Origin of the sequence: Spirillospora sp. NPDC127506 (assembly GCF_040302145.1) — a bacterium.
GTDB lineage: Bacteria > Actinomycetota > Actinomycetes > Streptosporangiales > Streptosporangiaceae > Spirillospora.
On the sequence record NZ_JBEORG010000008.1, the window covers coordinates 97794 to 111038 of the forward strand.

A 13245-nucleotide genomic window follows, 5' to 3' on the forward strand; every position below is an offset into this window, starting at 1 on the left:
GCCTACTCCTGGTAGGACGAATGCCGGGCCCATCGCGTTCCCCCGGGGCGCAACGTGCGCAATCATGGGGCGCGTGGGACGGCTACCAGGAGGCGGGCTGGCCAAGGGGCTGGCGGTCACGTTGCGGACGATGACGCGGCGGTCCATAACGCGTCAGTACCCCGAAGTGAAGCCCGATCTGCCACCGCGCAGCAGGGGCGTCATCGCCCTGTTCGAGGAGAACTGCACCGTCTGCATGCTGTGCGCCCGCGAATGCCCCGACTGGTGCATCTACATCGACTCCCACAAGGAGACCCTCCCGGCGGAGGGCGGCGGGCGCCCCCGCACCCGCAACGTCCTCGACCGGTTCGCGATCGACTTCGCGCTGTGCATGTACTGCGGGATCTGCATCGAGGTGTGCCCGTTCGACGCGCTGTTCTGGTCGCCGGAGTTCGAGTACGCCGAGTACGACATCGCGGAGCTGACGCACGAGAAGGAGCGGCTGCGCGAGTGGATGTGGACCGTCCCGCCGCCGCAGGCCCACGACCCCGGCGCCGAGCCGCCGAAGGAGATCGCCGCGGCGGAGAAGGCGGCGGCGCGGGCCGCGCGCCGGTCTCCCGGGACGCCCGGATGAGCGGCCAGGAGATCGTGTTCACGCTGCTCGGCGTGGCCGCGGTCGGGTCGGCGGTCCTGGTGGTGACGACGCGGCGGCTCGTCCACGCGGCGCTGTGGCTGGTGGTGTCGTTCGGGGCGCTCGCGGGCGGCTACCTGGTGCTGACCGCGGAGTTCGTCGCCTGGGTGCAGGTCCTGATCTACGTCGGCGCGGTCATCGTGCTGCTGCTGTTCGGGATCATGCTGACCCGGGCGCCGATCGGCGAGTCCGCCGACCTCGACTCCGGCAACCGGTGGGCGGCGCTGGCCGTCTCCGCGGCCACCGCCGCCGTCCTGGTCACCGTGATGGTCATGGGGTTCCGGGACGAGCGGATGCCGCTGCGGGCGGGCGGCGGGTCGGCGGAGGAGCTGGGCGCCGCCGTGTTCCGGACGTGGGTGCTCCCGTTCGAGGTGCTGTCGGTGCTGCTGCTGGCCTCGCTGGTCGGCGCCATCGTCCTGTCGCGCTCCGACATCGGGCCGGGCGGGGACACCGCGCCGGGCGACGGCGTCAAGCCGGGCGCGGAAACCGCGTCGGGCGGGGACGGCGTGCGGGGCGCGGACGTCGCGCCGGGCCGGGACGTCGCGCCGGGCCAGGGGGAGGACTGATGCATCTCGCCTATCCGACGGTCGTCGCCGCGCTGCTGTTCTCCGCCGGCGTGTACGGGGTGCTCGCGCGCCGCAACGCGATCCTCGTGCTGATGTCGGTCGAGCTGATGCTGAACGCGGTCAACTTGAACCTCGTCACGTTCGACGTCTGGTACCGCGACAGGCTGCACGGCGGCCAGGTCCTCACGCTGTTCACCATCGTGATCGCGGCGGCCGAGGTCGGGCTCGGGCTGGCGATCGTCCTGCTGGTGTTCCGGAACCGCAAGATGATCGACATTGACCGGCTGCGGACGCTGGCCGAGGAGGAGGACGCCGCCCGGCCGCGTCCCGCCGAGCCGGAGGCCGAACCCGAGGCGGTCGACGCGCGATGATCTGGCTCGCCTCGACGGCGGCGCTGCTGCCGTTCCTCGCCGCGTTCGCCGGGATGTTGTCCGGGCCGTCGCTGACCCGCGTCCTGCGCGGCGTGCCGGGCGGCGGCCCGGCCGCGATCGCGTGCGCGCCGGTCGCGGTGTCGCTGGTGCTGTCGGCGATCGCCGCGTTCGCCGTGTGGCGCGACCCGGGCGCGCGGACCGGCGTCCTCACGCTGGTCGACACGGGGTCGGTGCCGATCCGGGTCGGGCTGCAGGTGGACGGCCTGTCCGCCGTGGTCGCGCTCATGGTGTGCTGCGTCGCCCTCGCCGTCCAGGCGTACTCGGTCGCCTACATGCGCGGCGACCGCCGGTACTCGTCCTACGCGGCGTTCATCTCGCTGTTCACGTCCGCGATGCTGCTGGTCGTCTACGCGGGCGACCTCCTCCTGCTGTACGTGGGCTGGGAGGTCATGGGCATCTGCTCGTACTTCCTGATCGGGCACCACTGGGAGGACCGGGCGAACTCGCGTGCGGCGGTCAAGGCGTTCCTCGTCACGCGGCTCGGCGACGCCGGCTTCCTGATCGGCGTGATCGTCCTCGGCGTCGGCGCCGGGACGTTCGAGATCTCCGCGGTCGCCGCGGCGGCGCCGGACCTGCCCGGCCCCACCGTCACCGCGGCGGCGCTGCTGCTGCTCGCCGGCGTCGCGGGCAAGAGCGCGCAGTTCCCGCTGCACACCTGGCTGCCGGACGCGATGGCGGGCCCGACGCCGATCAGCGCGCTGATCCACGCGGCGACCATGGTCGCGGCCGGCGTCTACGTCGTCGCGCGGGTGTACGGGGTGTTCGCCGCCGCCCCGGCCGCGCTCGCCGTCCTCGGCGTCGTCGCGGTCGTCTCCATGGTCGGCGCGGCGTGCGCGGCGCTCGCGCAGGACGACCTGAAACGCGTCCTGGCGTACTCGACGATCAGCCAGCTCGCCGTGATGGCCGCCGGGCTCGCGGTCGGCGCGGAGTCCGCGGCGGTCTTCCACCTGCTCACGCACGGCGCGTTCAAGGCGCTGCTGTTCCTCGCCGCCGGATGCGTCATCGTGACGGCCGGGTCGAACATGCTCGCCGACTACGGCGGGCTCCGGCGCGGCATGCCGATCACGTTCTGGTCGATGACGGCCGGGCTGGCGGCGCTCGCGGGCGTCCCCCCGTTCAGCGGCTGGTTCAGCAAGGACTCCGTCATCGAGGCCGCGCAGCACTCGGCGCTCCATGGGGGTGAACCGCTGGTCCCCTCCGCACTGGCGTCCGCGTCTCCCGCCGTCGCGTGGCTGGTGTATCTCGGCTTGCTTGCCACGGTCGTGCTGACGGCCGCCTACGCGATGCGCACGTGGCTGATGACGTTCTTCGGCGAGCAGCGCGGCTCCTACGAGGTGCGCGACCCGTCGCGGATCATGACATGGACGGTCGCGGCGCTGGCCGTCCCCGCCGCCATCCTCGGCTTCTTCGGGCTCGGCGCTCCAGAACTGCGTCCCCACCTCGGCGCGTCGCTGGCCGGCGTCCTGCTGGCGGCCGCCGGGGCGGGGGCCGCCTTCCTGGTGTGGAACCGCGACCCGGCACTGGATCCCGCGCGCGCGCTCGGCCCCGCCCGCCCCGTCTTCGCGCGGGCCTTCTTCGTGGACGAGCTCTATGCGGCGGCGATCGTCCGTCCCGTCGTGGCGCTGGCGCAGTACGTCGTCACCTTCGACAGGACGCGCGTGGACGCCGCCGTCGTCTGGACCGGACGCGGTTCGCGCCGTCTCGCCGAACTGCTCCGCGTCCCGCAGAACGGCAACCCGCAGGCGTACCTCACCGGCCTGCTCGCCGGCGTCGCCGCCATCGCCGCCGGGGTGGTGATCTTCCTGTGATCTTCGTGCTGATGACGGCGATCCCGCTGTGCGGGGCGCTGGCGCTGCTCGTCCCGGCGAACCGGTTCCTGCGCACGGACTTCGCCGTCCGCGCGTTCGGCGCCGCCGTGTCGGGCGCGACGCTGCTGGTCGCGGTGTCCGCGCTCACCGCGTTCGACTTCGGCGCCACGTCCCGCATGCAGCTGGAGGTCGACCGGGCCTGGGCGCCCGCCATCGGGCTGCGGTTCCACCTCGGCGCCGACGGGATCTCGCTGCCGCTGGTCGTCCTCACCGCGCTGCTGACGTTCCTGTGCTTCCTCTACACGCTGCGGCACCCGCCGGAGGGCGGGCGGACCAGGCTGCTGACCGCGCTCCTGCTCGTCCTGGAGATCGGGATGCTCGGCACGTTCGTCGCCCTCGACCTCGTGCTGTTCTTCGTGTTCTTCGAGACCGTCCTCGTCCCCATGTACGTGGTGATCATGCTGTGGGGCGGGGCGGGACGCCGCGCCGCCGCCTACAAGTTCATCCTCTACACCCTCCTCGGCTCCGGCCTCCTCCTCGCCGGGATGCTGCTCGTCGGCGCGACGTCCGGCACGCTCGACATGACCGCGCTCGCCGAGCGGCACGGGTCCGGGCTGACCCGCGGCGTCCAGATCACCGCGTTCGCGCTGATGGGGATCGGGTTCGCGGTCAAGGCGCCGATGTGGCCGCTGCACACCTGGCTGCCGGACGCGCACACCGAGGCGCCGACCGTCGGCTCCGTCCTGCTCGCCGGCGTGCTGCTGAAGATGGGCACGTACGGGCTGGTCCGCGTGGCGCTGCCGCTAGCCCCGGACGGGGCCGAGTTCTGGGCGCCCTGGCTCGGCCTCCTCGCCGTCATCGGCATCATCTACGGGGCGCTCGCCTGCCTCGGCCAGCGCGACCTCAAACGAATGATCGCCTACTCGTCCGTGGGGCACATGGGCTTCGTCCTGCTCGGCATCGCCACCCTCACACCGGTCGGCATCAACGCCGCGCTGTTCGGCAACATCGCGCACGGCCTCATCACCGGCCTGCTGTTCTTCCTCGCCGGGTCGGTCAAGGAGCGCTGGTCCACCACCGACATGGCCGCGATCGGCGGCATGCTCGGCACGTCCCCGCGGCTGGCCTCCATCCTGACGTTCGCGGCCGTCGCGTCGCTCGGGCTGCCGGGGCTCGCCGGGTTCTGGGGCGAGGTGCTCGCCCTCGTCGGCGCGTACCGGCCGCACGCCGGCCTGCCCCGCGAGACGTTCGTGACGTTCATGGCCGTCGCCGCGCTCGGCACCGTGCTCACCGCCGCCTACTTCCTGCGGATGCTCGCCAAGCTCACCCACGGGTCGCCCGGCGACGCCGGCCGCGGGCCCGTCGCCGCCGTCTCCGCCCAGGAGTACGCGGCGTGGGTGCCGCTGATCGCGCTCACGCTGCTCGTCGGCCTCTGGCCGAAGACCCTGCTGGACGTGACCACCGGGCCGGTCCGCGCGCTGTTCGGAGGCGGCTGATGATCCAGGGCATCGACTACGCGGCGATCGCGCCGCCGCTGATCCTCGCCGCCGCCGCGATCGGGCTGCTGCTCGCCGACGCGTTCGACGTCCCGCGGCGCGTCCTGTCCCTGCTCTCGGCGGGGTCGCTGCTGGCGGCGCTCATCGCCGTGGCCGCGCTCGCCGCCGGGGAGCGCCGCGCCACGTTCTGCCTGCCGGACGGGCTGCGCTCCGGCGGCCCGCCCTCCTGCTCCTACGTCGCGGACGGCTTCACCCTGCTGTTCCAGGGGATCGTCCTCGGCGCCGCCGTGATCGTCGTCCTGCTGTCCCTGCGGGAGATCACCGACTCGAAGATGCCGGCGGGGGAGTACCACTTCCTGCTGCTCGCCGCCGTCACCGGCGCGCTGGCCCTGGTCGCCGCCCGCGACCTCGTCCTGCTGGTGGTCGCGCTGGAGACGCTGTCGCTGCCGGTCTTCGCCCTGGCGGCGCTGCGCCGCTACGACGGGACGGCGTCCGAGGCGGCGCTGAAGCTGTTCCTCGTCTCCGTCGTCTCCACGGCGATCATGCTGTTCGGGATCAGCCTCGTGTACGGGGCGACCGGCGCCATGCACCTGGACCGGATCGCGCCCGCCCTGTCCGGGCTGGACGCCGGCCTGGACCCCGTCGCGTCGGTGGGCTCCGTCCTCGTCCTCGCCGGGTTCGCGTTCAAGGTCGCCGCCGTCCCGTTCCACTTCTGGGCGCCGGACGTCTACCAGGGCTCCCCGCTGCCCGTCGCCGCGTTCCTGTCCGTCGTGTCGAAGGCCGCCGGGTTCGCCGGCCTCGCGATCGTCCTCGCCCTCGGCCTGCCCGCGTACGGGCACGTGTGGGGGCCCGTGATCGCCGTCGTGGCCGCGCTCACCATGACGCTCGGCAACGTGCTCGCGCTCCGGCAGCGCACGCCGATCCGGCTGCTCGCCTGGTCGTCGGTCGCCCAGTCCGGCTACATGCTCGCGCCGCTGGCCGTCGGCTCGCACCGGCTCCCCGAGGCCGTCGCCGCCACCACCGCCTACGTCGCCCTCTACGCCGTCATGAACCTCGGCGCGTTCGCCGTCGTGATCGGCTTCCACCGGCGCACCACGCTGGACGACTACCGCGGCCTCGCCCGGCGCAGCCCCGCCGCCGCGACCGCGCTCGCCTTCTTCCTGATCTGCCTCGCCGGCCTGCCGCCCGGCGTCATGGGGCTGTTCGCGAAGGTCGTCGTGTTCCGCGCCGCCGTCGCCGGCGGCGTCACCTGGCTGGCCGTCGTGATGGCGATCAACACCGTCATCGGGCTGTACTACTACCTGGCGTGGGCCGTGCGCCTGTTCACTCCGTCCCCCGCGGGGGAGCACCCCGAGGAGGGACCCGGCCTGCCGGTCCGCGCCGCGATCGCGGCCACCGCCGCGGGCGCGGTCGTCCTGTCCGCCGCGCCGCAGATCGTGCTGCAGACGGTGTCGCAGGTCAGCTGACCGGGGGAACGTTCACCCAGGTCAAACCGTTGATGTTCATGCCGGAGTCGACGGGGAGGCAACGGAAGTGCGAAGCAACGGCGTCAAGACGGCAGCACTGATCGCCGCGCTGTCCGCCCTGATGCTGGTCGCCGGATGGGCGTTCGGCGGCGGAACCGGGCTGACGGTCGCGCTGATCATCGCGCTCGGCACCAACGGGGTCGCCTACTTCTTCAGCGACCGGATCGCGCTGCGCTCCATGCGCGCCCACCCGGTCGGCGAGGTCGAGGCCCCGGCGCTGTACCGGCTCGTCCGGGAGCTGTCCACCGCGGCCCGGCAGCCGATGCCGCGCCTCTACATCTCCGAGACGCGCCAGCCCAACGCGTTCGCCACCGGCCGCAACCCGCGCAACGCCGCCGTCTGCTGCACTCGCGGCATCCTGCACATCCTGGACGAGCGCGAACTGCGCGCCGTCCTCGGCCACGAACTCTCCCACGTCTACAACCGGGACATCCTGATCTCCTCGGTGGCCGCCGCCATCGCCACGGTGATCACGTACCTGTCCCACCTGGCGATCTTCCTGCCCATCGGCCGCTCCGAGGACGACGACGGCCCCGGCGTCCTCGGCGCCCTGCTGATGCTCGTCCTCGGCCCGATCGCCGCCGCGGTCGTCCAGATGGCGATCTCCCGCACCCGCGAGTACTCCGCCGACGCCGCCGGAGCGCTGCTCACCGGCGACCCGCTCGCCCTCGCCTCCGCGCTCCGCAAGATCGACGCCGGCACCCGCGCGATGCCGCTGCCCCAGGACCCGGAGCTCGCCACCACCAGCTCCCTGATGATCGCGAACCCCTTCTCCGGCGCCGGGATCGGGAGGCTCTTCTCCACTCACCCGCCCACCGCCGACCGGATCGCCCGCCTGGAGCGCATGGCCGGCCTCCGCTAGGACGCCGTCAGGACCACCGGCCCGTCGCCCGTGATCACGATGCTGTGCTCGAAGTGCGCCGCCCGGCTCCCGTCCCTCGTCGCGACGGACCATCCGTCGTCCAGGGTCACCGTCGCGTCGCGCCCGCTCTCGGTCACGAGCGGCTCGATGGCGATGGCCAGCCCCTCCCGGAGCCGCATCCCGCGCCCCCGGCGGCCCGTGTTCGGCACCGGCGGGTCCTCGTGCATCTCCGTCCCGATGCCGTGCCCGCCGGACCCGTCCGCGATGCCGTAACCGGCGTTCCTGGCGGTCTCCTCCACCGCCGCCGACACGTCGCCCAGCCGGTTCCCCGGCACGGCGCGGGCGATGGCCCGCTCCAGCGCGACCCGCGTCGTCTCGACGAGCCGCATGCCGGCCTCGTCGCCCGTCCCGACCATGAACGACACGGCCGCGTCCCCGCAGTACCCGTTGAGCCGGGCGCCGCAGTCGACGGTCACGAGATCACCCTCCCGCAGAACCCGCCCGTCCGGGATCCCGTGCACCACGACCTCGTTGATCGACACGCAGATGTTCGCCGGATACGGATAGGGCGCCCAGGACGGCTTGTAGTGCAGGAACGGCGACGTGGCCCGCTCCTCCCGCAGCACCCGCGCGGCAACCGCGTCCAGCTCCCTGAGCGGCACCCCGGCCTCGGCCGTCTTGCTCACGTCGCGCAGGATCCGGGCGACGACCCGCCCCGCGTCCCGCATGCGCTCCCACTCCCGTGGGCTCCGGTAGGTCACCATGGCGAAGATTCTAATACCAGTATTAGAATGCCAACATGGTGCGCACCCCACTGACCGACGAGCAGCGCGACCGGGGCAGGGCCCTCGGCCAGATCCTCCGCGCCGCCCGCGGCCCCCGCCCGGCCGCCGCCGTCGCCCACGAGGCCGGCATCTCCCTCGACACCCTCCGCAAGATCGAACGCGGCGCCATCGCCGTCCCCGCGTTCTTCACGGTCGCGTCCCTGGCCCGCGTCCTCGACCTGGACCTCACGACCCTCGCCGAGACTCTGTCCGAATTCGACCGAACCACTCCGGACGCGGCCGCGTCATAGAACACGAGAGCGCGCCGGCCCCTTCTGCGGGGGATGGGGCCGACGCGCTCCTCGAAACGAGATCACCGGTAGTTCACGAACTGCAGCGCCACGTCGAGGTCCTTGCCCTTGAGCAGCGCGATGACCTGCTGCAGGTCGTCCTTCTTCTTCGAGCTGACCCGCAGCTCGTCCCCCTGGATCTGGGCCCGCACACCCTTCGGCCCCTCGTCCCGGATGATCTTCCCGATCTTCTTGGCGTCCTCCTGGGAGATGCCCTCCTTGAGGCCGACGCCCAGCTTGTACAGCTTCCCGGACAGCTTCGGCTCGCCCGCGTCGATCGCCTTCAGCGAGATCCCCCGCTTCACGAGCTTGTCCTTCAGCACGTCCAGCACCGCGTTGGCCCGCTCCTCCGTGTTCGCCTGGATCTCGATCGACTCACCCGACCACTTGATCCCCGCGTCCACGTTCCTGAAGTCGAACCGGTTGGCCACCTCCTTGGCGGCCTGGTTCAGCGCGTTGTCGACCTCCTGCCGGTCGAGCTTCGACACGATGTCAAACGACGAGTCGGCCACGGCCCACACATCCCCTCAGCAGCAACATCCGGATCCCCCGAGCGTATCGATCAACCCCGCCCGCCTCGATGTCACACCCACTCCCACGGTCCGCTATCCTTTCCAGTGCCATCGCGAAGGCGGGTTGCCCGAGTGGCCAATGGGAGCGGACTGTAAATCCGTCGGCTTAGCCTACCCAGGTTCGAATCCTGGACCCGCCACCCCAGCAGAAACAGCCCCTGACCAGGCATGACCCGGTCCGGGGCTGTTCTCGTCATGTCCGGCTGTCTCTGGCTGTGAGTGGCGCTCTACGACCCTTCGGGCCAAATACGCGCCGAAGCCCTAAGGCGCCTTCAGCCTGGTCGCTTCACTGATTCGGCGCTTGGCGTCCTCCTCCTGACCGGCCACGCACTTGGCGTAGACGCGCAGCAGGACCGCCACACTGTGCCCTGCCCACTCGGCCACCTGAGCCGGAGGGACGCCCGCGCCGAGCCACGTCGACACGGCCTCGTGGCGGAGGTCGTACGGCGTCTTGGCCAGCGGCGAGGCCGCCTCACGCTCGCTCAGCGCCGCCGCCCTCGCCTTGTGCCAGGCCCCGAGATACGTCCGGTCAGTCATGATCCCGCCCCGCGGCCCGACGAACAGCCGGCCCCCGGCCGGGATGTGCGCGTGGGGAACCTCCGAGGTTCATCGAGCCACCAGGCCGTGCGTGAAGCGGGACCCGGCCCCCGCGGGTCGGAGGGTACGCCCGCGCAACTGTCTGTCACACTGTCTCGCTGCTCATGCGGGGCGTCCCCTCCGAACGGGGGGTGCTAGCAACGGGGTCGAACGACCTTGGACGGCTGTGTACGGGCGGAAGGTTGCCGCCCTGGTCAGGTGACCTGTGGGGACGTCCGTGGACGCTCCTGATCTGGTCGGACATCCCCACCGTGGTGTGGGCAGGTGGCAGTCCGCACACACCCCTTCATGAACATTGAGATCAGACGGGCTCACAGCCCGCCCCAGCCGAAGAACATTTCACGCCGTCGCGGCGTCCTCCAGGTTCCGCGTGACTTGCTACGGATAGACGGCGATGGTTTGCGCTCTACGATCGCCACTGCGTGGCCGAGGTGGGCTGAGTGGTTGGGGGCGATCGCTGCCGCGCGGCTTCCGGTGCTCGGGCCGTAGCCGGCCCTGCGCTGCGGGTCCAATTGCCCTCGGACGAGTGGGTGCTGTCGCCTTCCGAGCGGGCTGAAGACGCGCAGCTCAGAGGCGGCGGTGACGTGCAATTAGTCAGGGTGATCAAGGGGCAGTTTGCGGTCACTGGCGGTACGAGCGGAGGGCAGGTCAGGCGCTATGAGGGGCGGGATCGTTTGATTCCCAAGCTGAAGGTACGGGTTCAGTCATCGTCCTTGATCCTCGTACGGATGTACGTGATGAGGTGTTCTGGACATGTGGCGATCGACTCGCCCTCCGAGTACACGATTGTGAACTCCGCTTCACGCCCGCAGACCTCAGAACCTCCTTGGGCACATTTGCGCGCCCGGCTCTTCTCTGCCCTCGGTGTGTAGTGGTCGGCACTCCACCCCTTGACCTCGATCTGTGCCATGGCGCGTCCTTCAGCAGGTTGGCCGCTTCGAGACTCACGGTAGACCGCATCGGCTGAAGAGCGTAGAGCCAAAGGGAAGGTCGCCTTGCCACATACGGGCCGAAGTCCGGGGACTGTTTGACGTTGCTACAGGTCAGGAACGTTTGGCGGTGGGACTGTAAGTCAGCCGGCTTAGCCTACCCAGGTTCGAATCCTGGAGCCGCCACTCCAGCAACGACAGCCTCTGACCAGCGTGTTCGTGGTCAGGGGCTGTCTCGTTGCATCCGGTAGGTCCCGGCTCTCCCCGGCAATTGCCGGGTGTTCATGGAACAGGCGCGGGACACCGCCTTGTCGCCGATCTGGTATATCTGGCCGACGCCCAGCCCTCAGCGACTACGTCCAGGGATGCCCTGCCGTCGGATGGCGGGACGACTGCCTCGTCCACCGGGGTGGCAGGCCCGTCAAGCCTGGCCTGGGTATCTTGCCTAACCCTTTCCGGAACTCTTCATTACCAGGGTTGCCACGGCTGCAAGGCTTGACACGACTCCAGCCAGCCCGGCCAGGGTGGTCATCCCTTCACGTGGGGTTGCCCATAGGCCGCGGTTCAGTTCTGCCCAGGCGCGAGGAAAGAAGACCAGTTTGATCTTCTGCCATTTATGATGTCGATAGCTGCAGCCCATGAGTATGCCGTTGGCGTTCTTGCGACAGAGCCTGTTCTCCCTGGTCATGGCACCACACCAGACGGGTGCTCGGAAGAAGAAGTAGAACACTGCAGCGACTGATAGGACGATCAGGATGACAGGTGCCACGCCTCCCTTCCACCAGGCTAGTGCTAGGACGATGAGCAGGAGGTAGCCCCAGAACTGTCCGAGAAGTTTCATGCCGTGGAAGGTAGTTCGGCGGCGCCATGATTTGAAGCTCCAGGCCATTCTTGGACATGTGTGTCTGTGGTCACAATTTGAACGTGTGTGACTCGGGGTGTTGTTTCTAGAACTACTGCCGGGATCGGTTGGGGGGATGTCTAGGCTTACTGCTGCGAGTGACAAGCGGTAGGAAGAGCGTTTCTGAGAGGTAGTTGGTGCGAATCTTGGGGGCTTTGGTGCGGTTTGCTTTATGTTGATGCCGGTAACCGACGATCGTTTGGAGGTTCTGATGCCCGCGAGTCTGAAGCGGATCCGGGAGACCATGGACGTTCGGCCCACTCCACGGGACAAGGGGCTGACGCTCACCCTGAAGCTCACCGCCTACGACAACGGCATGCTGGAACTCGACACCGTGCCGCTGAACGATCATAAGAACGACGATGACGTCACCGGTTGGCTGGCGGCGGCGGAGGTCATCACGGCGACGCTCAACGAGTTCCATCGGCAGGTCGCGGCCCGGAACCGCGCAGCGGGATAGCCCGCGCCGGCGGAGGGGTGTTGAGTTCGCCGCCCGGCGGTGTGGTGAGTGCGACCTCCCTCGACCAGGAAAACTCTGGTCGAGGGCGGTCCGGTCGAAGCGCGGTGTGGCGCCGCAGGCCGTGCGGATGGCTGGTCTCGTAGGGCGGTGCGGCCGTCCTTCCCATGTTGATCTGCGTGCAGTCGGTGTAGCCCTGGCAGAGGAGGATTCGCTCGGCGCGGTGTCGGAGGGGTCTCAGTGAGAGCAGAGGCTCCTGTGCGCGGGCGGGTGCCGGCGGGAGGGCCACGTCACAGCGACGGGGGGTGGTTTTTTAGTTTTTACTAGTGCAAACTGGATAAATAGAGCGACGGCATCGTCGAGGAGGGATGCGCGATGAGGTATGTCGTCTACGGGGACTTCAACTGCCCCTACTCCTACCTGGCGAGTCTTCGCGTGGACGAGCTCGTCCGGCGGGGTGCTGCCGAGGTCGAGTGGCGGGCCGTCGAGCATGATCCGAAGCTGCCGCTGACCGGTGTGCCGAGCGGTGCGGCTCAGGACGAGTGGGCCCGTGAGCTGGGGGAGATCGCTGACATCTCGCGGCCCGGGGAGCGGGTGCCGGACGCGCCGCCGGCTCTTGTCAGCAACACCGGCTCGGCCGTGGCCGCCTACGCCGAGGCGCTGACCGACGGCATGGCCGACGAGGTGCGCCGCGCGATCTTCCGCGCGATCTGGGTGGAGGGGCGGCACGTGAGCAGCCCGTACGAGATCCGCCGGATCGTCGCCGAGCTGATGTACCCGCGGACGCCGCCGGACGTCCACCGGTACGGCCCCGACCTTCCGATGGCGATCGATACCGGACGGGTCGCCCTCGGGACGGAGCGGCGCTTCGGTGCCACGGTCAGCGTGCAGGGCGGGCCTCTGACGCTGGCGGGGCAGCGGCGGGTCGAGCAGTGGCGTGCGGAGTGGCAGAGCCGCACGCAGGTCGTCCCGGCCGTCGTCAGCCCGGACGGCGAACTGCTCCCCGGGCTCGCCGGCCTGGCCCGGCTGGCCGAACTACTGGACGGGCCGCCGCCCGCCGCGGCGGACGCGCGCGGCGATCGCGAACTCGCCAGGGCCGCCTGAGCGAAAGAAAGGCCGGGGCCGCGCGCCCCGGCCTTCCTGGAAGGTCAGCCCTTGCGGGCGGGGAGGATCCGCTTCACGGCCAGGCCCGCCGAGACCAGGGTGAACAGGGCCAGGCCGAGCCAGAGGGCCTGCATGCCGAGCCACGGGGAGGCCGCGGCGGCGCCGCCGAAACCCGCGGCGATGCCTCCGATGGGGGGTGTGTTGTACATGAC

Annotated in this window: 16 protein-coding genes and 1 tRNA gene; 11 read left to right on the top strand and 6 right to left on the bottom strand. The window is 70.4% G+C overall.

The genetic code is table 11. The features are described 5' to 3' along the window. Positions 1 to 166: 166 nt before the first annotated feature. The 7 genes from ABTW95_RS11105 (at position 167) to htpX (ending at position 7359) form a co-directional block, all read left to right on the top strand. On the top strand, positions 167 to 613 hold the full coding sequence (locus ABTW95_RS11105) for a 4Fe-4S binding protein (RefSeq protein ID WP_396446334.1): 447 nt from the start codon (positions 167 to 169) through the stop codon (positions 611 to 613). Beyond that, positions 610 to 1236 carry an NADH-quinone oxidoreductase subunit J family protein gene (locus ABTW95_RS11110; RefSeq protein WP_500226195.1) on the top strand — a complete coding sequence of 209 codons (627 nt, stop codon included), beginning with the start codon at positions 610 to 612 and terminating at the stop codon, positions 1234 to 1236. The genes ABTW95_RS11105 and ABTW95_RS11110 overlap by 4 nt, the downstream gene beginning before the upstream one ends. Then, positions 1236 to 1607: an NADH-quinone oxidoreductase subunit NuoK gene (gene nuoK / locus ABTW95_RS11115; RefSeq protein ID WP_396446336.1), complete on the top strand. Its 372-nt coding sequence runs from the start codon at positions 1236 to 1238 to the stop codon at positions 1605 to 1607. The genes ABTW95_RS11110 and nuoK overlap by 1 nt, the downstream gene beginning before the upstream one ends. Next, a complete protein-coding gene (locus tag ABTW95_RS11120; RefSeq protein ID WP_500226196.1) occupies positions 1604 to 3475 on the top strand; it encodes an NADH-quinone oxidoreductase subunit 5 family protein in 1872 nt (623 codons plus the stop codon). The genes nuoK and ABTW95_RS11120 overlap by 4 nt, the downstream gene beginning before the upstream one ends. Continuing rightward, positions 3472 to 4971, top strand: a complete 1500-nt coding sequence (locus ABTW95_RS11125; RefSeq protein WP_500226197.1) for a complex I subunit 4 family protein — start codon at positions 3472 to 3474, stop codon at positions 4969 to 4971. Before ABTW95_RS11120 ends, ABTW95_RS11125 begins: the two co-directional genes overlap by 4 nt. After that, the gene (locus ABTW95_RS11130) at positions 4971 to 6437 is read left to right on the top strand and encodes an NADH-quinone oxidoreductase subunit N (protein WP_396453965.1); all 1467 of its coding nucleotides are present in this window, start codon (positions 4971 to 4973) and stop codon (positions 6435 to 6437) included. Before ABTW95_RS11125 ends, ABTW95_RS11130 begins: the two co-directional genes overlap by 1 nt. A gap of 67 nt (positions 6438 to 6504) precedes the next feature. Next, a complete protein-coding gene (gene htpX, locus ABTW95_RS11135; RefSeq protein WP_396446341.1) occupies positions 6505 to 7359 on the top strand; it encodes a zinc metalloprotease HtpX in 855 nt (284 codons plus the stop codon). Here htpX and map read toward each other — a convergent pair. Beyond that, entirely contained in the window at positions 7356 to 8123 is a 768-nt protein-coding gene (map, locus tag ABTW95_RS11140; protein WP_500226198.1) for a type I methionyl aminopeptidase, read from the bottom strand. The genes htpX and map overlap by 4 nt on opposite strands. Before the next feature lie 35 nt (positions 8124 to 8158). On the opposite strand from map, the gene ABTW95_RS11145 reads away from it, so the two are divergent. Beyond that, positions 8159 to 8434 (top strand): helix-turn-helix domain-containing protein, encoded by a 276-nt coding sequence (locus tag ABTW95_RS11145; protein ID WP_500226199.1) that lies wholly within the window; start codon positions 8159 to 8161, stop codon positions 8432 to 8434. Between the two features lie 62 nt (positions 8435 to 8496). Here ABTW95_RS11145 and ABTW95_RS11150 read toward each other — a convergent pair whose 3' ends face one another. Next, complete coding sequence (locus tag ABTW95_RS11150; protein ID WP_396446344.1) at positions 8497 to 8985, bottom strand: YajQ family cyclic di-GMP-binding protein; 489 nt, start codon at positions 8983 to 8985, stop codon at positions 8497 to 8499. A gap of 118 nt (positions 8986 to 9103) precedes the next feature. Here ABTW95_RS11150 and ABTW95_RS11155 point away from each other — a divergent pair. Then, a tRNA-Tyr gene (locus ABTW95_RS11155) sits at positions 9104 to 9185 on the top strand. Between the two features lie 121 nt (positions 9186 to 9306). Here the strand turns inward: ABTW95_RS11155 and ABTW95_RS11160 are convergent. The 3 genes from ABTW95_RS11160 to ABTW95_RS11170 all read right to left on the bottom strand — a co-directional run bounded on the left by ABTW95_RS11160 (position 9307) and on the right by ABTW95_RS11170 (position 11412). Continuing rightward, complete coding sequence (locus ABTW95_RS11160; protein WP_500226201.1) at positions 9307 to 9582, bottom strand: hypothetical protein; 276 nt, start codon at positions 9580 to 9582, stop codon at positions 9307 to 9309. 760 nt (positions 9583 to 10342) lie between these two features. Beyond that, positions 10343 to 10552 (bottom strand): hypothetical protein, encoded by a 210-nt coding sequence (locus tag ABTW95_RS11165; RefSeq protein WP_500226202.1) that lies wholly within the window; start codon positions 10550 to 10552, stop codon positions 10343 to 10345. A gap of 464 nt (positions 10553 to 11016) precedes the next feature. Continuing rightward, the gene (locus ABTW95_RS11170) at positions 11017 to 11412 is read right to left on the bottom strand and encodes a hypothetical protein (RefSeq protein WP_396454328.1); all 396 of its coding nucleotides are present in this window, start codon (positions 11410 to 11412) and stop codon (positions 11017 to 11019) included. Positions 11413 to 11683: 271 nt separating this feature from the next. Here ABTW95_RS11170 and ABTW95_RS11175 point away from each other — a divergent pair, with 271 nt between their 5' ends. Beyond that, entirely contained in the window at positions 11684 to 11932 is a 249-nt protein-coding gene (locus ABTW95_RS11175) for a hypothetical protein (protein ID WP_500226203.1), read from the top strand. A 372-nt stretch (positions 11933 to 12304) separates the two neighbouring features. Beyond that, complete coding sequence (locus ABTW95_RS11180; protein WP_500226204.1) at positions 12305 to 13033, top strand: DsbA family oxidoreductase; 729 nt, start codon at positions 12305 to 12307, stop codon at positions 13031 to 13033. Between the two features lie 44 nt (positions 13034 to 13077). Here ABTW95_RS11180 and ABTW95_RS11185 read toward each other — a convergent pair whose 3' ends face one another. Continuing rightward, positions 13078 to 13242 carry a hypothetical protein gene (locus ABTW95_RS11185; protein WP_396448361.1) on the bottom strand — a complete coding sequence of 55 codons (165 nt, stop codon included), beginning with the start codon at positions 13240 to 13242 and terminating at the stop codon, positions 13078 to 13080. Positions 13243 to 13245: the final 3 nt, after the last annotated feature.